Genomic DNA, 16,682 nt, shown 5'->3' with positions numbered 1-16,682 from the left:
GCACGCGACGTTCAAATCTGCTCCCGGCAGATTTGTCGCTCACCCCAGTCACATCGTTATCTATGCTCCTGGGGACTCACTCCCTTGCCGCCTTTAAGCAACTCGAATTATTTTGGGTATATACGATGTCAGCGAATAGATAGCGCCGACAATGTCGGCGCTTCTGTTCCCCGGGAAGGCTAATCGTTTATTGCGCGTCCGCAAGCTGCAGCGAGTCCTGATTATGTAACGCATTCTGGCGCTGACGTTCTAGTTCCAGCGCGCCGCGATGGGAGAGGTAACAGAATAGAATGCAGCACACAATACCGCCCATCAGAAGATAAAATCCGCCGTACCAGCCCAGTTTATCCACCATGACGCCAAACAGGCTGGTGCCCAACGAGGCGCCGAAAATATAGCTCATGAACCCACGTAAACCGACGGCGGAACCTACGGCAAAGCTGGGGACTATCTCCATTGTCTGTACGGACGCGAGGAACTGCGGGACGTAAATCAGACAACCTACAATGGCGGCGAAAATCGTTACCATCAGCAAAGATTCACTTTTCCAGTATCCGATCAGACAGACAAAAATCAGCGCCATGCAAATCATGGCTAACGGCATTCTGCGGCCCTTAAACAGTTTATCTGACAGCCAGCCTGCCAGTAGCGTGGAGGGAATCGCCGCCCACTCGAAAAAGAGAAACGCGACGCTCATCTGTTCTTTTGAAAAGTGTTTTACTGTCAACAGATAGATAGGCAACCAGCTAATCATGCCAAACCGCACCATATAGACGAAGACATCCACCAGCGAAATATACCAGGCATTTTTATTGCGCAGCACATAAGTACAGAAGATTTGCCATGCGCTCATATTTTCCGGCGCTTTTGCCGTATTCTTCGTTTTCAGTACGACTTTTTCTTCCGGCATCATCTGTTCCAGGGAGGGAAGACCTTCTTCGCGTGGCGAACCTTTTCCCAAGACCAGAACAATTAAGGCAAAAATGACGGCGACGCAGGCCGGAACGATATAACTGGCGCTTTGCCAGTGTTCGTTGCCCAATATCGCAAAAGCCGCACCGACGATAGGCGCGACGATCCCGCCGCCAACGTTATGCGAGATATTCCAGAAGGCGCCTACGCGTCCGCGTTCCCGACGAGGGAACCAGTTTGCAATAGTAATAAACGAGGGGCCGACGCCCATGCCCTGAAAAAGGCCATTGAAGACCACCAGAGCGGCAAATATCCAGAATGCGCTACTGAATCCCAGCCCAACGTTAACAATCGCGCAGAGTACCAGACCGCACGCCATGAAGACTTTTGGGCTGGCTTTATCCGCCAGACTGCTCATTACGCCTTTACTGATTCCGTAAGCAATAAGCATACAGCTACTCAGCAGGCCGATTTGCGTAGCGCTGAGATCCAATTGCTCTTTTAAATAAGGCGTCGATAATGTGAAGTTGTTTCTGACTATATAGTAAGCGAGATATCCCAGAAATACGCTTAACAATGCCTGTATACGATATCGACCATACGTAGCCTGGACTTTTTCCGGTGGGACTTTATGCGCCGATTGCCCTGTTTTTAATATTGTTAACATGGAGTCACCTGTATTTAATAGTGAGATGAACATCAGGAGGTTTTGTCGGTAGAGTGAAAGGAGTGACAATAAAATTCAAGTCGAAGAAATGTGTCAAAATTGACTCAATTGGGTGAATTTAAAGGTTATTTTTGACCCATCCTGAAGGGTGTGGTGAAACTTTAATTATTGGCATGGCCGTTTTATCGTTAGCATGTGCGGATATTAACAAATTTGCTGCCAGTAATCTGATACGCTTTATTGATGTTTTCGAGCGACGGACCCGTTATTATTCAAATAACGCTGTTCTGGATGCCAACAGAAATAAAAGGGTAAGTTTTGTCTCAATATTTTCTTTATGTGATATCGATATTTATGAACGGGATCACAAATCGACTTTTCTCATGCTGTGGTCGTTTCGCCAGAGTGGGCGCTTTTACGCTATGGCTGGCGGCGATGTTCGGTTCTTGCCAGGCGTACAGCCGCGAGCTGGTGATGGCAACGACCTTTTCACCCAGCGCGACCGCCTGGATTATCCAGCGCTGGCAGACGGAGCCGGGTTCCGTCATGATTCGTACGCTCAACCGTACCAGCGGTTCTTTAGAGCAATTACTTGATACGGCGAATGCGGAAAATGTCGATCTGATCCTGACGTCATCCCCCATGCTGTTGCAACACCTTCAGGAGCACCAAAAGCTGGCGCTATTAGATAGCGCGCCTGCCGCCAGCCAGAAGCTGGTGCCGCGTTCTATCCGCTCAACTTCAGTGGCGGTAGCGGTATCCGGATTTGGGCTATTGATCAATCGTTCAGCGCTCGCTGCGCGCCATCTTCCGCCGCCTGCCGACTGGCAGGATATGGGCCTGCCCAGTTACCAGGGCGCTCTATTAATGAGCAGTCCGTCACGCTCAGACACCAATCATTTGATGGTGGAGTCGCTGTTGCAGCAAAAAGGCTGGACGGCAGGGTGGGCGACGCTGCTGGCAATCTCGGGTAATCTGGTCACGATTTCCTCTCGCAGTTTCGGCGTAGCGGATAAAATCAAAAGCGGGCTTGGCGTTGCCGGGCCGGTCATTGATAACTATGCTAATTTGCTACTTAACGATCCTAATCTTACTTTTACCTATTTCCCGTATTCTGCGGTGTCGCCCACTTACGTCGCGGTGTTGAAAAACAGCCGTCATGCAGACGAAGCGCGTGCTTTTATTCATTACTTATTAAGTCCGAAAGGGCAAAGGATACTGGCTGACGCGAATACCGGTAAGTATCCCGTCGCACCGCTTAGCGCCGATAATCCTCGCGCCGCGCAACAACAGCGTTTGATGGCCCAGCCGCCGTTGAACTATCGTCTGATCCTGAAGCGTCAGCAACTGGTACAACGCATGTTTGATACCGCGATCAGTTTTCGACTTGCGCAGCTTAAAGATGCATGGCGAGCGTTGCACAGCGCAGAAACGCGGCTTAAACGCCCCTTACCTGAAATCAGAGCTTTATTGACCAGCGTCCCGGTGGATGCGGCAAGCAGCGAAGATGAAACCTGGCTGGCGCAGTTTGATAATAAAAGCTTTGCCGAACAAAAAATGATGGAGTGGCAGATCTGGTTTCTGAACAATCAGCGGCTGGCGATTCACAAACTGGAAGAGCTGAAATGAAGGGGAGATTATTGCAACGGCTTCGTCAGCTCAGTATCAGCAACAGTTTACGGGGCGCATTTTTAACGGGCGCATTACTGACGCTGATTGTCAGTATGGTCAGCCTTTATTCCTGGCATGAGCAAAGTTCGCAGGTTCGCTATTCGCTTGATGAATATTTTCCTCGCATCCACTCCGCTTTTTTAATTGAGGGGAACCTGAATCTGGCCGTGGATCAACTCAATGAATTTTTGCTGGCGCCGAACACGACGGTACGTTTGCAGTTACGTACGCAGATTATTCAGCATCTGGATAAGATTGAGCGTCTCAGTCAGGGGCTTCAGCTTGCTGAGCGCCGGCAACTGGCCGTCATTTTACAGGATAGCCGGACCTTGCTGGCGGAGCTGGACAACGCCCTCTACAACATGTTTTTGGTGCGGGAGAAAGTCAGCGAGCTTTCCGCTCGCATTGACTGGCTCCATGATGATTTCACCACGGAGCTAAATTCGCTGGTACAGGATTTTACCTGGCAGCAGGGGACGCTACTCGATCAAATTGAGGCGAATCAGGGCGACGCGGCGCAGTACTTGCAACGTTCGCGCGAGGTGCAGAACGAGCAGCAGCAGGTATATACCCTGGCGCGAATTGAAAATCAGATTGTTGACGACCTGCGCGACAGATTGAATGAGCTCAAGTCTGGCAATAATGACGGGATGCTGGTGGAGACCCATATTCGCTATCTGGAAAACCTAAAAAAAACGGCGGATGAGAATATTCGTGCGCTCGATGACTGGCCCAGTACGATCACGCTGCGGCAAACCATCGACGAACTATTGGAAATCGGGATGGTAAAAAATAAGATGCCCGATACCATGCGCGATTATGTTGCGGCGCAAAAAGCCTTACTGGACGCCAGCCGCGCCAGAGAGGCTACGCTAGGGCGCTTTCGCACGCTGCTTGAGGCGCAGTTAGGTAGTAGTCACCAGCAAATGCAGACGTTCAATCAACGCCTGGAACAGATTGTTCGCGTTAGCGGCGGGCTTATTTTAGTGGCGACGCTCCTGGCGTTGCTACTGGCCTGGGGACTCAACCACTATTTTATCCGTTCCCGACTGGTGAAGCGTTTTACCGCGCTTAATCAGGCTGTGGTACAGATAGGGCTGGGGAGAACCGACTCGACTATCCCGGTTTACGGGCGCGATGAGCTAGGACGGATAGCCCGTTTGCTACGTCATACGCTGGGCCAGCTCAATATGCAACGCAGGCAGCTTGAACAAGAGGTCGCCGAACGCAAAGAGATAGAAGCCGACCTGCGCGCCATGCAGGATGAGTTGATTCAGACGGCGAAACTGGCGGTAGTCGGCCAGACCATGACCACGCTGGCGCATGAAATTAACCAGCCGCTGAATGCGCTTTCAATGTATTTATTTACGGCGGGACGCGCGATTGAAGAAGGTCAGAGCGGACAGGCGAGAAATACGCTCACCAAAGCGGAAGGGCTCATTAACCGGATTGACGCCATTATCCGTTCGCTGCGGCAGTTTACCCGCCGGGCGGAGCTGGAAACGCCATTGTATCCCGTTGATCTGCGCCAAACCTTCGTGGCGGCATGGGAGTTATTAGCCATGCGTCACCAATCCCGGCAGGGAGCGCTTTCACTGCCAACCGACACCGTATGGGTTAGCGGCGATGAAGTGCGTATTCAGCAGGTTCTGGTGAATGTGCTGGCGAATGCGCTTGACGCCTGTTCGCATGATGCGGCGATCGCGGTGACATGGCAGACGCAGGGAGAGGCGCTGGAGGTTTATATTGCAGATAACGGCCCTGGCTGGCCTGTGGCGCTGTTGCCCTCTTTACTCAAGCCGTTTACCACCAGTAAAGCTGTCGGGTTGGGTATTGGGCTGTCGATTAGCGTGTCGCTGATGGCGCAAATGAAGGGCGACCTGCGTCTGGCGTCGACGCTGACGCGTAACGCTTGCGTGGTGCTGCAATTCTCGGTAACGGATGTCGATGATGTTGAATGATGAATGTTCTATTTTGCTGATTGATGATGACGTTGATGTACTTGACGCCTATACCCAAATGCTTGAGCAGGCAGGCTACCGCGTGCGTGGCTTTACCCATCCTTTCGAGGCCAAAGAGTGGGTAAAAGCGGATTGGGAGGGGATCGTTTTGAGCGATGTATGTATGCCGGGGTGTTCCGGTATCGATCTTATGACGCTGTTTCATCAGGATGACGATCAACTGCCAATCTTATTGATTACCGGACATGGCGATGTACCGATGGCGGTTGATGCGGTGAAAAAGGGCGCCTGGGATTTTCTGCAAAAACCCGTCGATCCGGGCAAGCTGTTGATATTAATTGAAGACGCGCTACGCCAGCGCCGGTCGGTCATTGCACGGCGGCAATATTGCCAGCAGACGTTACAGGTTGAACTGATTGGGCGCAGCGAGTGGATGAATCAGTTTCGACAACGGTTACAACAACTGGCGGAAACGGACATTGCCGTATGGTTTTACGGTGAGCATGGCACTGGACGTATGACTGGCGCCCGTTATCTCCATCAACTGGGGCGTAACGCGAAAGGGCCGTTTGTACGCTATGAACTCACGCCGGAGAATGCCGGGCAGTTGGAGACATTCATCGACCAGGCGCAAGGAGGTACGCTGGTGTTGAGTCATCCCGAATATCTGACACGCGAACAGCAGCACCATCTGGCGCGTTTACAAAGCCTGGAGCATCGGCCTTTTCGTTTGGTGGGCGTTGGCAGCGCTTCGCTGGTGGAGCAGGCGGCAGCTAACCAGATTGCGGCCGAGCTTTACTACTGTTTCGCCATGACCCAAATCGCCTGCCAGTCTCTTTCTCAGCGACCGGATGATATCGAGCCGTTATTTCGCCATTATCTTCGAAAAGCCTGCCTGCGACTCAATCATCCAGTGCCGGAAATAGCGGGGGAATTACTGAAAGGAATAATGCGACGCGCCTGGCCAAGCAATGTGCGTGAACTGGCTAATGCGGCGGAGCTTTTCGCTGTTGGCGTGCTGCCGCTGGCGGAAACGGTCAACCCGCAGTTGCTTCTGCAGGAGCCGACCCCGCTTGACCGGCGCGTTGAAGAGTATGAGCGACAAATTATTACCGAAGCATTAAATATTCATCAGGGACGAATTAATGAAGTGGCGGAGTACCTGCAAATTCCCCGTAAAAAACTTTATCTGCGCATGAAAAAATATGGTCTAAGTAAAGAGCATTATAAATTCTGATATTACAGTTACTTTCAATCTGGCTGACAACAACAGCAACGATGTCGTTAGCCAGATAACGTCACATCACCGTAATGGTAAATCATTCCATCATGATTATAGATTGCTTATTATTCACCTGAGCATCAAATTCTATTTCTTAACTTCAATATAAGGTAAAAATGCGTCAAGTTCTCTGGCGTAATAAATGTACTCTTGTCCGACGATTTGACAAGATGAAAACTTCATCACCTCTCCAGATTACATCTGAATATGAGGACAAGAGAAATGAAAAAACATGCTATTGCAGTAATGATGATCGCCGTATTTTCTGAGTCGGTTTATGCGGAGTCTACCTTATTTATTCCGGACGTCTCTCCTGATAGCGTCACGACATCCCTTTCCGTGGGTGTGTTAAATGGTAAATCCAGGGAGCTGGTTTATGATACCGACACCGGGCGGAAGCTGAGTCAACTGGACTGGAAAATAAAAAATGTCGCCACGTTGCAGGGGGATTTATCATGGGAACCCTATTCGTTCATGACGCTGGACGCCCGCGGCTGGACGTCTTTGGCGTCGGGATCGGGTCATATGGTTGACCATGACTGGATGAGCAGTGAGCAGCCTGGCTGGACCGATCGTTCAATTCATCCGGACACCAGCTCCAACTATGCTAATGAATACGATTTGAACGTGAAAGGTTGGTTATTGCAGGGCGATAACTACAAGGCGGGCGTAACAGCGGGCTATCAGGAAACCCGTTTTAGCTGGACGGCAAGAGGCGGGTCTTATATTTATGATAATGGTCGATATATTGGTAATTTTCCTCATGGCGTGCGCGGCATAGGTTATAGCCAGCGTTTTGAAATGCCCTATATCGGGCTGGCGGGTGATTATCGTATTAATGACTTTGAGTGTAATGTACTGTTTAAATACAGCGACTGGGTAAATGCGCATGATAATGACGAACACTACATGCGCAAACTTACCTTCCGTGAAAAAACGGAAAATTCACGATATTATGGCGCTTCTATTGACGCCGGATATTATATTACCAGTAATGCAAAAATCTTTGCTGAGTTCGCTTACAGTAAATATGAAGAAGGTAAGGGCGGTACGCAAATCATAGATAAAACCAGCGGTGATACGGCGTATTTTGGTGGCGATGCCGCAGGTATAGCTAATAATAACTATACGGTTACCGCGGGGTTGCAGTACCGCTTCTAGACCACATCAGGATGTCATCGGTCATAACCGGCCGATGACGACTTTTTGCTGAACGTATGGCATGTCCGGTGATATTGCATAGGGGCAATAAAAGCAACATGAAAGGGGAACCGCTCGAAAGGTTATGCAGCAAGAAGAGAATGTCCTGGGTATCAATGGTGTCCCCTGCAGACACCTAATGAATGTCGTAAGTGCAGGGGATTTATGATGAATTACAGAAGTGAAGAATTTTATGCCCGCATTTATGCCCACAAAGGCAATTCATGAGACATTTTGAAGGGGTGAGAAGTGGCTGCGTTTCCAGTTTTGATAGTCGGCATAAACCCACCTGGATGCGCTGCCGATTTTGTGCGGGGAAGGCAATTTACCTTTCTTGATTTCTGAGTAAATGAACGTTTTACCCATGCCAGAATCCTCCATCATGAACTTTAAGTCAACAAGTGAGTCGTCGCGTAATTCGCGCATAGGTTTTATCTCCGGTTTGGGAATCGAACTTGGAAGGAAGGGATATCTTGAGAAATGCACAGGCCTCATCGAGTGTGAGACTGTGTGATTCCATGGTTACCTTCCTAATACTGAAGCGAGAAGAGCAATCTCTACAAGAAGCTCAATAAATCCGAAAATTGCTATACCTGCGTAAACCACGTCATCAATATCCCCGCGGCGACAAAGATAGGTGGCACCGATAACAAGAACCATCATTCACTCCATAAAACAAAACCCGCCGTAGCGAGTTCATATGAAAAAAATCCCCGCGAGTGCGAGGTTTGTTATTGCTGCGGTGGTGCTGGCAGTGGCATCCAGTGGCTTACACCGATAATTTCCATACCCTCCCAATAGTCAAAGAACCCATCATCGTCGTATGTAGCAACGAACATCCCCTGACCCAGACATTTTCCGGTAAAAATTGCGATGGGTTTAGATTCATCATTATCTGGCATTCGCTCACTACAGCTTATCCAACCACCCTGACTTACCGGAGAGTTGCCTGCCAGCGCTTCTTGCAGTCGTTCAAGCTTCACGTATTCCTGAACGCAAGTTCCCGAGTAGTTATTTATCCAGATGGTCGCCTTTTCTGGGTCAGGCGTATAAGTAACCACTTCTCCCGACTGCCAGCACAGGGCGTACAGGTCAGCGACTGCCTTAACCTGTGCGTATGGCAACTCATCACGATTACTTACAGGTTGGCTACCCTGGAGCATGGCGGTGCGGCAGGCATTCCATGCCTCCATGGCTGAGCCAGCATCTTGTCTTCCAGTTTCCCTGCAAAACTTCACAGCATCCTGAATAGTCCACTCCTCCGGCACTACCGGCACTGGCTGCTCTTTGAATTCGTCGGCATAACGAATAACACGGTCAATGAGACGCTGTATCCAGCGCTCTATCTGGAAATTAAACTCTTCCTTTGATTCAGGTAACGCAACACCAACAACACCCAACGCCTTGTCCAGATTTTTAGGGATAAATTCTTTGTCTACCGGCACAGGCTGGGCGTGGCGATAGAGCGGGATATCTCCCACCTCCTGGTTTTGTTTACCCCAAATCAAAGAGGTTTCTCGCCCCCTGGCAATGTGACGAAGATTTCGTTCGTCGGTGAACACAATGGGGTCGGCACCTTTCTCCGCTTCGAGCGCTGCCAGCGCTATACGCGCCAGCTCCTCCGCCTCTTCTGCCGGCAGCATAACGTTGCTATCAGCTCCATATGTTTCGCGCCAATGCTGAATTTTGAGCAGGCGTTCTTTGGTAATAGTCATGGTGTACTCCAGTTATCTTCGATAGCCACACTAAGTCGGTGCAGCCAGTCAGCTAATTTCAGCATTGCTTCGCGTTCGCTAAGCCCTTCCGGAAAATCTTCAAGTTCAACGAAAGGCTTAAACCGCCCGAAGGCGTCGTTCTTAACTGTCAGTTTCTGTTCAAGCGTGGTCTTCTTAACCTTGCTGTGATGCCGTAGAAGGTAAACAGACTGAGATTTTTGAGTTTCCGGATCGTATTCGTAGGAAGTCAGAATCATCTGGCTGCCGCCGCGATTTAATCCTCGCCACATAGCCACGTCCCCTTACAGGTGATAGAGATCATGGGTTAGTCCTCCCTGTACGGATTTAATTTGTTGTGCAGTTTGTTAAATGGCCCCCATACGATGGAGCTATACCACTCGGCTATTTTTTCTGCCTGTACGCCTGCTAACCAGATGAAGAATATCGGTGATACTGGAACCATTAAAATAAGAAAGAGAAGGAAAAATAGAGCCTCTTTAAACCGACTTTGACGTGGATAATTCTTCCGGAGTATTTTTGTCATTTCACTCCCCCTTAACCTTGATGCCAGCGGTGCGTATTTCGTGTATCGCATTGTCATTACCAGCACACCAACCCTCAGCATAATCACGGCTAAATCCGCTCATGTGCATGACTTCACCGACGCTGCGCTTTGGTAGGTTGACCGTCCGCGCCTCCAGTTCTGCTATGCGCTGCCGAGCAGACTGATAAGCATCGATAACCACGTCCAACAATTGCCCGTCACACAGCAGTTTGCTAAGTTCTGGCTTCCACGCTACGCAGTCATCATCCGGGTCCTGCATGTTGTAGACGTAAGTATCAAAGGCACCCATAAAGCGCCCGAATCCACCTTTGTCGTCTACAAGCACTTGCCAGGCGCGCAGAAGAAACAGTTTTTGGTTACGATCTAAATCCGTTCGGGATAGCTCATCAGCAATAATGCTGCTTTCACTACCGTGCCAGCGAGCGTCATTGCGTTGTGCCGCATGAAACAACTTCCAGAAATACTCGGTTTCTTTCTGGTCAGGACGGCATTGCTTAATTGTATGCACTGTCATGCTGCACGCTCCTGTTTGTTAAGTGCGATCATTGGGCTGCCTCCTCGAATAAAACCTCTCCCTCAATGCCACCAATCTGATAAAGGATCGAACCATCTTCACGATATTCCACAGGGGTTGCGCTCCATTCTTTTTCGTTAGGATCGTTATCATCACCAAACATCACAAAACCACCGTCAACCATGCAGGCTTCGTAAATCTCGCCCTCAGTCCACCATCCTTCTGTATCTTTGAGGCATTTGATAAAAAATGGGTTGCTCATGACTGCACTCCTTTGCGAATTTGGTCCGCCCATTCTTCTATCGCCTTCTCCGCGTATTCACCTGACAAACCGTTATCCGCTGGCGGTGGGTCATTGGCTAAATCCTCTTTTGCCGACAAAATCATGCGTGTCACGTCGAGAACTTCTGATACAGGTTTATCGAGGAATCCGTGATTGAATGCGGCAGCGAGGCGGCTGGCGGCATAGTTGATGCCCTCGTTACGAGCACTAGCCCGCACCTCAGCCAGAAAGGCGTCTGTCGCCGGGGTCTCAGTGAAATCGTCTACCCACGTATCGCCAACGTCCTCGCACTCGCGACGACAATATTCGTTGAATTCGACCTCTGATTTTTTCAGAGCCGCATTCTCCGAAGCCAGCGCCGAAAACTTCTCGTGTGCCAACTTAACAACTGCATCAGCCTGCTTAAGTGACTCCATTGCTTTATCGTTATCCGCCGCCAACGCCGCGTATTTATCCTCAAGCTCCGCATAATCACTATGACGCACCATGTCAGTACAGAATGATTCTCCTGTTATTGGTGGTGATAACTGGTCACTGACAATCGTGTATATTTTCACTTCTTTCATTTCTTCCCACTCCGCAACATTGCATTCAGATATTTGTTTTCATTCACTGATGGAAAACTCTTTCTCGCCAGCATTTCTTCGCGTGGAATATCGTTAATGGGCTTGAAGCGGTGTCGAATAATCATTTCCGATGGAAGGATTCCGGGGTCGTAGGACAAACCTCTCATGATGAATTCCTCAGTTATTGCTGGTAGCGCCGTAACGCGAACGGTAATTTTTAAGGCGCGGGTCTATTTCAATGAATTGGGTGTAAGTGGCTTTGCGGAATGGCCGGATGGATGTCTGGTAAATTCGCTCGCGTTCTTCTTTCTCTGCAAGCCATATACAGTGGCGAAATTCCTTTTCCTCTTTCGTTTCCTGCGGTAGCGACATTATCAGGTCGTAGTTTTTTCTGAATTTATCCAGCACCTCCGATACGGAATTGCCGGAACAGCGGCGCGGGTCATCCGCACCATACAAAGGCGCTGGCATAATTTACTCCAGGGTAGGTTATACGAATAATGTGGTACGTATAGGGTTATTTCTTTCGTAAACGTGATAGCCTGCTTTTTACCGACTCTTCACTTCGCCCGAGAATTTTTGCTACATTTCTTTGTGTATAGCCTGATGAGATAAGCGTCTGCATTCTTTTGTCTTCGTCGTCGCTCCATCTTGGCTTAACGAATGCCGTTTTTAATGACAGTTTTTTTGCTATGTAATAAAACTGATTTATGTTTAGGCCCAGATGTTCTGCTGCACGGCAAGCTACCATGCGACCGCAGACTGACTCCATCTCAGCTGGAGTTATGTTTAATCTTCTCATTAATCCACCTGTTTAAGCTCATTTATTCTGATATTCATTACCTGAACGCATTTTGTCTGCGCATCATCGTGACCAGCCAATAATTGCCAGTCATGCTGATATCTCTCAATTAGCTTTTTCTTGTCAGTTTCTGTTGCTGCATAATCGCTGAAGTCTTTCAGGATTTGTTCGCAGTCAACCGATGGAGATTTCTGATTGGTATTTTCTGGTGATGGTTGATTGCATGATGCTGGCATGGCCCAGTCCGGCAGCGATGGAGGGAGCCAGTAAAATCCTGTTCCATCCTTCAGTTTGGCCCTGTGCCATCCTTGTTTCTTATCACTGGATATCTGCGCAAAACCTTCCTCAAGGTTATACAGATACCGACCAATTCCCCACTGAACGGCAGCACGCTTCATTGCGCCGGAGCGACCACCTTTGACGGCTTCTACCTGTGTGTTTTCAGCAGCATCCCATTTAGTTACCCATTCGGAATCAATCTTGATTGATATGCCGCATTCAACGCCACCGTTGTTGGGAATATCGCGGTATTCATTGCGCCATCCTACTTTGCCGCAAACATCGTCCAGGCGTTTCATGATTGCCCTGTTTGTGACATAAGCCAGCACCATAGCCCACACTTTGCCATCGCGTGTTTTACCACTTTGCTGTATTCGCCATTCGATATCTTCAGCTGCGAACGGCTCATCTAACTGATCCAGATTCATGAGTAATACCCTGCAAATTCATCCCAGCTAATAACCGGATTCTGCCGTTCTGCGGCTAAGTTAATTTGCTGCTCCACTTCTTCCTCAATTTCAGGAGAACTGAGAGCAATAAATTCTTCATCATCAAAATCATGCAACATGACGCGCCTCCCATTCTTCGTCCTGCCACTTATCCCAACCAAGAGCTATTCCGGCAGCCCATGTATACGCATCAGACATTCCCTGTTTTGTATCCGGAAATACTTTCTCATATAGCTTGTTGAACTCCCTGTTTCCTTGCTGAACAAGAATTGTTCCATTAACAGGAGTAATGGTCATGGCGTGGCACTCCTGGCTGATTAAGAATTTCACCGAGACGTTTCCATCCGGCCCGTAATTTTCTGGTGATACGCTCTAAAAGTGATTCATTAAGGTGTGCGATACCCATGACGGCACCGCCCGCGATAGCAAATGTCATCGTGGGATTCTCCATTTTTATTTATTGGCATAGCGAAAACGCCTCGATATGAAGCGCTATTGATATACTGGTAAAAAAGCCGCCCTGACTGCGAGCGGCAAATAACATCAAGGGATGATTTTTCGATTAACCAGAACGAGTCGTCGTCCTCGCTTGGTTACGAGCGATATTGCTCACATAGCAGACTCGTAAATCTGCTATAGGTGCTTATTCGCTGCCAAAAATACGCTTACTCAGTAACTTCATACGCATATTCTTTACTTGTTAAATGATATTTTCTGCAAAATATCCTTCTGACCTCTATTGCATCATTAATGTTTTTGAAATACCCAAGATGCTTTTGCTTTCTATTGATCTGTCCAGTGACTCTCCACTTTTCTCTTTTAATATCCCAATTAACTCCAGGTGTTCCAGATTTATTATCTAACCTAATGGATTTGTTTAGATTGTTTTCAGCAACTGAAATATCTCTTAGATTAGAGAATCTATTGTCATCCCTGACTCTGTTTATGTGATCAATTACGCCATTAGGAAACCTACCAGTAACGAATAACCATGCCAGCCTGTTTGCTTGTAGTTTTTTTCCATCAATTGTTATCTCTCGATAACCGTGATGATTGACAGAACCAGCGACATCACCAGCCAATGCTGTTCCTTTAGATTTATTCCACCGGAAAACTCCTGTAGAAGGCTCATACTCAAGAATCTTCGATAAATCTGCTGAATTCATGTTGTTATTCCTTAAATTTTGGCAATAAAAAAGGCCGCATTGCGACCTGATTAGATATTTGAAGTGAGATAAAAGAAGACCGACTATGTAGCCTTTAGTTTTTCCAGTTCTCTTGCAATCATTGCCGTGGTTCTAATTGCCCATTTATCGACAATCTTTCCATCTTCTCTCACCAGAGCCATTTCCTCAGGCTTCACCATGCATTCAGCATCAAGCTTGCAGCCTTTGCATTTCACAAAGCGACTACACCATTGGTTGGTATCAATAGTCGTAGTCATATTGGTAGTCCTGGTATTGTTCCATCACATCCTGAGGATGCTCTTCGAACTCTTCAAATTCGTCTTCCATATCTCATCTCAATCGTAATAAGCCGGAATTGATTTTCCGCGCTGCTTCTGTACGGCGTGGATTTTATTTCCGAGCGGATTAGCATCGTGGTAGTAAATTCGGTTCTGCTTGCGCTCTACTTTCTCTTGCTTAACCTTGTTCCCGGCACGTGAAACTGCTTTTGTTACCCTGTCAACACGATGCGATTTAACCTCCTGAGAAGCATCAGGAGCATCGCAGCCAAAAATTGAATCGATGATATTGCAGATGGTGTCGCGCTCTATGGCTAGCTTTCTGCGCCGTTCATGACGGCGAGTTTTAGCATTGCCTGCAAACGTTGACTTCCCGTACACGATTACCGTCATGATTGATCCCTAAAGATATTTTATTGGTTGAAGTTAAAAGAAAGACGACGTAACAGGCGTGGTGCCCGGTAAAATGGTTTATCTAAAAACGAATATTTGTGAAACCAAACACGACCTCGCTCGTCTCCATTTCTGTTGCCTTCAGGACGACGCTTTAAGGTGAAATGAATAATTGTTTTTGTAGTGGTTTTTGGCTTACGCATCTGTTTACCCTCATGTGAAATGGCTTTGGTACTGGCGCAGGAACCTGTCTCAATTTCCTGATTTCAAGTGGCTTCTCAGTCCGGCCCGATCGGTACAGCTAGGCCTAAGCTCCACCACACGCCAGTCCAAACCCATCTCGTTTGGTATCTTGTCGCGCTTTGTCAGCGCATCATCGAAGTTAAAGAGCGTTGCCTTTCCGTTTGGCTACCAGCGTCCTGCTGATGGGGTAAATATAAAACCAAGGTTGTATTTATGTCAACAACCAAGGTTGTATATTTATCAAAAAATGTTTTTTGTGGTTGTATTTTAAGGGTATTTATTTTTATAAATCCTCTATGCCATACTGTTCTGAACAAAAAACGAGCGAGGAATCTGTGTGAAAAGTGAGGATGAGTTCTTTGCGGAGCTTCACCCGCAGGTGGTTGAGGTTCTCGGTACTGCGCTGATGCAGGTACTGGTGGAGCAGCGCGAACCTTCGCGTGAAGCTTTGATAGAAATGATTCAGGTACTGTGGCAGGAAGATGATGTGGACTTGGCCGTAGAACTGGCTATTGATGTTCTGACACTGCCGAAAGAGTAGATATCTTTGTGGTTACAAGGTGGCGGGCAAATGGAGTAAATAGCTATACGTTGGCGTAATTATCAATGAGTTACGTTGGCTGGCGAATGGTTTACGTAGGGTTCGACAGGCAGTAAAAACCCGGCGCGGTGGCCGGGTTGAGATTATGGGCGAGCTATAGTTGATGCGTTTCCATTTTCGATTACGCCAGCTCGTATCGTGTAGCTTCCTAATATCTTTACTGTTCTGTTTTCTTTCATGGCGTCAAACAATAAAGCGATTTCATCTTTGTCATCTATAAACGAAGTGTCAACTGAAACCGGAAAGCTCTCTTCACTGGATGGTTCGCGACAGCTTAACGTTATTTTTTCTGCGGTACGCTTGATACTATCAATCACTAACTCCAGATTACGCTCTTCTTTTTTGGCCTTCTCGATGGGGTTTTTGATTATTTCATGCACATCTTTTTGAGAAAGGTTGAGCTTTGTCGCACCATCAATTTCAATTCTATCGGCATCGCTTACTGATTTGAGCACTCCGGTATATGCCTTGGAAACGTGCTCTTGGATACCCTCCGCTCTTTCGATAGTATCTACTCCAGCATTTGATCTCATGGCCTGAAGCATCCCATCCTTAAGAATGGTAAGCCTTTCGTTCTCCGATTTTATCTTAGCTTCTTGCTGCTTTGTTTCTTCCTGCTTTACTGCAATTTCAGCCTCAGATTTTAGATAAGACGTGCCAACCCATGCCCCACCGAATAGGGCAACAGCGAACAAGAAGCATGTTGTTTTTTGGGTTGGGCTCATCCCTTGTGTCACCTTATCAAATGCATTACCACAAGCTTCAGCTAAATCTTTCAGGGCTGTGATGATCTCTGTGCAGCCTGGCTTTATAGAGAATACAATCTCCGAATCTTCTCTATCCTGTGCGCCCAGTCTTTGCAAGTTATCGGTTTTATACTTAATTAGAGTATAAACCTTATACATCTCATTCTGAAACTCACAGATGCCTTGAGCCAAAGATGCCGGAAGCGTACCATTGTAGCGTGTTTCATCACCGAAAATCTTAAATTTAACAGATTCGAATAGCTCAATTTTTAACTGTTCTATCAGAATCTCTTCACCCGACTGGATGCGATGAAAAACACCCTCTAATGCATCCACGCTATCAATCGTGATTGTATTCATCACACTTA

At 47.9% G+C, this 16,682-nt stretch carries 25 protein-coding genes; 5 read left to right on the top strand and 20 right to left on the bottom strand.

Annotation, left to right across the window (positions count from 1 at the left end; genetic code table 11):
• Positions 1 to 187: 187 nt before the first annotated feature.
• Positions 188 to 1,579, bottom strand: coding sequence for a phosphoglycerate transporter PgtP (pgtP, locus tag NBA72_RS18675; protein ID WP_000955739.1), 1,392 nt, complete (start codon positions 1,577 to 1,579; stop codon positions 188 to 190).
• Positions 1,580 to 2,014: 435 nt separating this feature from the next.
• On the opposite strand from pgtP, the gene pgtC reads away from it, so the two are divergent.
• From pgtC to pgtE, 4 genes are all read left to right on the top strand, one after another.
• Positions 2,015 to 3,208, top strand: coding sequence for a phosphoglycerate transport regulator PgtC (gene pgtC, locus NBA72_RS18670; protein ID WP_000467985.1), 1,194 nt, complete (start codon positions 2,015 to 2,017; stop codon positions 3,206 to 3,208).
• Complete coding sequence (pgtB, locus tag NBA72_RS18665; protein ID WP_439005012.1) at positions 3,205 to 5,211, top strand: two-component system sensor histidine kinase PgtB; 2,007 nt, start codon at positions 3,205 to 3,207, stop codon at positions 5,209 to 5,211. Before pgtC ends, pgtB begins: the two co-directional genes overlap by 4 nt.
• Entirely contained in the window at positions 5,201 to 6,448 is a 1,248-nt protein-coding gene (gene pgtA / locus NBA72_RS18660; RefSeq protein WP_000930843.1) for a two-component system response regulator PgtA, read from the top strand. The genes pgtB and pgtA overlap by 11 nt, the downstream gene beginning before the upstream one ends.
• Positions 6,449 to 6,715: 267 nt before the next feature.
• Positions 6,716 to 7,654: an omptin family outer membrane protease PgtE gene (gene pgtE / locus NBA72_RS18655; RefSeq protein WP_042948405.1), complete on the top strand. Its 939-nt coding sequence runs from the start codon at positions 6,716 to 6,718 to the stop codon at positions 7,652 to 7,654.
• Positions 7,655 to 7,915: 261 nt separating this feature from the next.
• Here pgtE and NBA72_RS18650 read toward each other — a convergent pair whose 3' ends face one another.
• The 18 genes from NBA72_RS18650 to NBA72_RS18565 form a co-directional block, all read right to left on the bottom strand.
• Positions 7,916 to 8,119 carry a helix-turn-helix transcriptional regulator gene (locus NBA72_RS18650; RefSeq protein ID WP_001208732.1) on the bottom strand — a complete coding sequence of 68 codons (204 nt, stop codon included), beginning with the start codon at positions 8,117 to 8,119 and terminating at the stop codon, positions 7,916 to 7,918.
• Positions 8,120 to 8,215: 96 nt separating this feature from the next.
• Positions 8,216 to 8,356 carry a hypothetical protein gene (locus NBA72_RS18645; protein ID WP_153246670.1) on the bottom strand — a complete coding sequence of 47 codons (141 nt, stop codon included), beginning with the start codon at positions 8,354 to 8,356 and terminating at the stop codon, positions 8,216 to 8,218.
• 68 nt (positions 8,357 to 8,424) lie between these two features.
• A complete protein-coding gene (locus NBA72_RS18640; protein ID WP_079987444.1) occupies positions 8,425 to 9,408 on the bottom strand; it encodes a DUF551 domain-containing protein in 984 nt (327 codons plus the stop codon).
• The gene (locus NBA72_RS18635) at positions 9,405 to 9,698 is read right to left on the bottom strand and encodes a hypothetical protein (protein ID WP_000267994.1); all 294 of its coding nucleotides are present in this window, start codon (positions 9,696 to 9,698) and stop codon (positions 9,405 to 9,407) included. The genes NBA72_RS18640 and NBA72_RS18635 overlap by 4 nt, the downstream gene beginning before the upstream one ends.
• Positions 9,699 to 9,733: 35 nt before the next feature.
• Complete coding sequence (locus NBA72_RS18630; protein ID WP_001659056.1) at positions 9,734 to 9,952, bottom strand: DUF4014 family protein; 219 nt, start codon at positions 9,950 to 9,952, stop codon at positions 9,734 to 9,736.
• A 1-nt stretch (position 9,953) separates the two neighbouring features.
• Entirely contained in the window at positions 9,954 to 10,487 is a 534-nt protein-coding gene (locus NBA72_RS18625; protein ID WP_079987446.1) for a hypothetical protein, read from the bottom strand.
• 28 nt (positions 10,488 to 10,515) lie between these two features.
• Positions 10,516 to 10,749 carry a hypothetical protein gene (locus tag NBA72_RS18620; protein WP_020838481.1) on the bottom strand — a complete coding sequence of 78 codons (234 nt, stop codon included), beginning with the start codon at positions 10,747 to 10,749 and terminating at the stop codon, positions 10,516 to 10,518.
• Positions 10,746 to 11,336 carry a hypothetical protein gene (locus NBA72_RS18615; RefSeq protein WP_020838482.1) on the bottom strand — a complete coding sequence of 197 codons (591 nt, stop codon included), beginning with the start codon at positions 11,334 to 11,336 and terminating at the stop codon, positions 10,746 to 10,748. The genes NBA72_RS18620 and NBA72_RS18615 overlap by 4 nt, the downstream gene beginning before the upstream one ends.
• Complete coding sequence (locus NBA72_RS18610) at positions 11,333 to 11,503, bottom strand: DUF2737 family protein (protein ID WP_001214770.1); 171 nt, start codon at positions 11,501 to 11,503, stop codon at positions 11,333 to 11,335. Before NBA72_RS18610 ends, NBA72_RS18615 begins: the two co-directional genes overlap by 4 nt.
• Before the next feature lie 10 nt (positions 11,504 to 11,513).
• Entirely contained in the window at positions 11,514 to 11,807 is a 294-nt protein-coding gene (locus NBA72_RS18605) for a phage anti-RecBCD protein (protein WP_016049833.1), read from the bottom strand.
• Between the two features lie 330 nt (positions 11,808 to 12,137).
• Positions 12,138 to 12,845: a Rad52/Rad22 family DNA repair protein gene (locus tag NBA72_RS18600; protein ID WP_016049834.1), complete on the bottom strand. Its 708-nt coding sequence runs from the start codon at positions 12,843 to 12,845 to the stop codon at positions 12,138 to 12,140.
• Complete coding sequence (locus NBA72_RS18595; protein WP_000902091.1) at positions 12,842 to 12,985, bottom strand: hypothetical protein; 144 nt, start codon at positions 12,983 to 12,985, stop codon at positions 12,842 to 12,844. The genes NBA72_RS18600 and NBA72_RS18595 overlap by 4 nt, the downstream gene beginning before the upstream one ends.
• Positions 12,975 to 13,163 carry a DUF5444 family protein gene (locus tag NBA72_RS18590; protein WP_000156731.1) on the bottom strand — a complete coding sequence of 63 codons (189 nt, stop codon included), beginning with the start codon at positions 13,161 to 13,163 and terminating at the stop codon, positions 12,975 to 12,977. The genes NBA72_RS18595 and NBA72_RS18590 overlap by 11 nt, the downstream gene beginning before the upstream one ends.
• On the bottom strand, positions 13,144 to 13,302 hold the full coding sequence (locus NBA72_RS18585; RefSeq protein WP_000141640.1) for a protease FtsH-inhibitory lysogeny factor CIII: 159 nt from the start codon (positions 13,300 to 13,302) through the stop codon (positions 13,144 to 13,146). Before NBA72_RS18585 ends, NBA72_RS18590 begins: the two co-directional genes overlap by 20 nt.
• A 229-nt stretch (positions 13,303 to 13,531) precedes the next feature.
• Complete coding sequence (locus NBA72_RS18580) at positions 13,532 to 14,032, bottom strand: HNH endonuclease signature motif containing protein (RefSeq protein WP_020838489.1); 501 nt, start codon at positions 14,030 to 14,032, stop codon at positions 13,532 to 13,534.
• Between the two features lie 83 nt (positions 14,033 to 14,115).
• Positions 14,116 to 14,310, bottom strand: coding sequence for an antirestriction Ral family protein (locus tag NBA72_RS18575; protein ID WP_000213981.1), 195 nt, complete (start codon positions 14,308 to 14,310; stop codon positions 14,116 to 14,118).
• Positions 14,311 to 14,388: 78 nt separating this feature from the next.
• On the bottom strand, positions 14,389 to 14,724 hold the full coding sequence (locus NBA72_RS18570) for a hypothetical protein (protein WP_000216184.1): 336 nt from the start codon (positions 14,722 to 14,724) through the stop codon (positions 14,389 to 14,391).
• A 20-nt stretch (positions 14,725 to 14,744) separates the two neighbouring features.
• Complete coding sequence (locus NBA72_RS18565; RefSeq protein ID WP_125866875.1) at positions 14,745 to 14,927, bottom strand: hypothetical protein; 183 nt, start codon at positions 14,925 to 14,927, stop codon at positions 14,745 to 14,747.
• Positions 14,928 to 15,304: 377 nt separating this feature from the next.
• Here NBA72_RS18565 and NBA72_RS18560 point away from each other — a divergent pair, with 377 nt between their 5' ends.
• Positions 15,305 to 15,508 carry a hypothetical protein gene (locus tag NBA72_RS18560; protein ID WP_438257199.1) on the top strand — a complete coding sequence of 68 codons (204 nt, stop codon included), beginning with the start codon at positions 15,305 to 15,307 and terminating at the stop codon, positions 15,506 to 15,508.
• 143 nt (positions 15,509 to 15,651) lie between these two features.
• Here NBA72_RS18560 and NBA72_RS18555 read toward each other — a convergent pair whose 3' ends face one another.
• Positions 15,652 to 16,674: a hypothetical protein gene (locus NBA72_RS18555; protein ID WP_439005013.1), complete on the bottom strand. Its 1,023-nt coding sequence runs from the start codon at positions 16,672 to 16,674 to the stop codon at positions 15,652 to 15,654.
• Positions 16,675 to 16,682: the final 8 nt, after the last annotated feature.

This window comes from Salmonella sp. NW1250 (genome assembly GCF_051812965.1).
Taxonomy (GTDB): domain Bacteria; phylum Pseudomonadota; class Gammaproteobacteria; order Enterobacterales; family Enterobacteriaceae; genus Salmonella; species Salmonella enterica.
Note: the sequence above shows the minus strand (reverse complement) of the source record. Positions and strands in the feature narration are given on the sequence as shown.

Bases quoted from the DNA above. Each gene is read 5' to 3' on its own strand.
- pgtP (WP_000955739.1), bottom strand. From the start codon at position 1,579: ATGTTAACAATATTAAAAACAGGGCAATCGGCGCATAAAGTCCCACCG.
- pgtC (WP_000467985.1), top strand. From the start codon at position 2,015: ATGTTCGGTTCTTGCCAGGCGTACAGCCGCGAGCTGGTGATGGCAACG.
- pgtB (WP_439005012.1), top strand. From the start codon at position 3,205: ATGAAGGGGAGATTATTGCAACGGCTTCGTCAGCTCAGTATCAGCAAC.
- pgtA (WP_000930843.1), top strand. From the start codon at position 5,201: ATGTTGAATGATGAATGTTCTATTTTGCTGATTGATGATGACGTTGAT.
- pgtE (WP_042948405.1), top strand. From the start codon at position 6,716: ATGAAAAAACATGCTATTGCAGTAATGATGATCGCCGTATTTTCTGAG.
- NBA72_RS18650 (WP_001208732.1), bottom strand. From the start codon at position 8,119: ATGCGCGAATTACGCGACGACTCACTTGTTGACTTAAAGTTCATGATG.
- NBA72_RS18645 (WP_153246670.1), bottom strand. From the start codon at position 8,356: ATGATGGTTCTTGTTATCGGTGCCACCTATCTTTGTCGCCGCGGGGAT.
- NBA72_RS18640 (WP_079987444.1), bottom strand. From the start codon at position 9,408: ATGACTATTACCAAAGAACGCCTGCTCAAAATTCAGCATTGGCGCGAA.
- NBA72_RS18635 (WP_000267994.1), bottom strand. From the start codon at position 9,698: ATGTGGCGAGGATTAAATCGCGGCGGCAGCCAGATGATTCTGACTTCC.
- NBA72_RS18630 (WP_001659056.1), bottom strand. From the start codon at position 9,952: ATGACAAAAATACTCCGGAAGAATTATCCACGTCAAAGTCGGTTTAAA.
- NBA72_RS18625 (WP_079987446.1), bottom strand. From the start codon at position 10,487: ATGACAGTGCATACAATTAAGCAATGCCGTCCTGACCAGAAAGAAACC.
- NBA72_RS18620 (WP_020838481.1), bottom strand. From the start codon at position 10,749: ATGAGCAACCCATTTTTTATCAAATGCCTCAAAGATACAGAAGGATGG.
- NBA72_RS18615 (WP_020838482.1), bottom strand. From the start codon at position 11,336: ATGAAAGAAGTGAAAATATACACGATTGTCAGTGACCAGTTATCACCA.
- NBA72_RS18610 (WP_001214770.1), bottom strand. From the start codon at position 11,503: ATGAGAGGTTTGTCCTACGACCCCGGAATCCTTCCATCGGAAATGATT.
- NBA72_RS18605 (WP_016049833.1), bottom strand. From the start codon at position 11,807: ATGCCAGCGCCTTTGTATGGTGCGGATGACCCGCGCCGCTGTTCCGGC.
- NBA72_RS18600 (WP_016049834.1), bottom strand. From the start codon at position 12,845: ATGAATCTGGATCAGTTAGATGAGCCGTTCGCAGCTGAAGATATCGAA.
- NBA72_RS18595 (WP_000902091.1), bottom strand. From the start codon at position 12,985: ATGTTGCATGATTTTGATGATGAAGAATTTATTGCTCTCAGTTCTCCT.
- NBA72_RS18590 (WP_000156731.1), bottom strand. From the start codon at position 13,163: ATGACCATTACTCCTGTTAATGGAACAATTCTTGTTCAGCAAGGAAAC.
- NBA72_RS18585 (WP_000141640.1), bottom strand. From the start codon at position 13,302: ATGACATTTGCTATCGCGGGCGGTGCCGTCATGGGTATCGCACACCTT.
- NBA72_RS18580 (WP_020838489.1), bottom strand. From the start codon at position 14,032: ATGAATTCAGCAGATTTATCGAAGATTCTTGAGTATGAGCCTTCTACA.
- NBA72_RS18575 (WP_000213981.1), bottom strand. From the start codon at position 14,310: ATGACTACGACTATTGATACCAACCAATGGTGTAGTCGCTTTGTGAAA.
- NBA72_RS18570 (WP_000216184.1), bottom strand. From the start codon at position 14,724: ATGACGGTAATCGTGTACGGGAAGTCAACGTTTGCAGGCAATGCTAAA.
- NBA72_RS18565 (WP_125866875.1), bottom strand. From the start codon at position 14,927: ATGCGTAAGCCAAAAACCACTACAAAAACAATTATTCATTTCACCTTA.
- NBA72_RS18555 (WP_439005013.1), bottom strand. From the start codon at position 16,674: ATGAATACAATCACGATTGATAGCGTGGATGCATTAGAGGGTGTTTTT.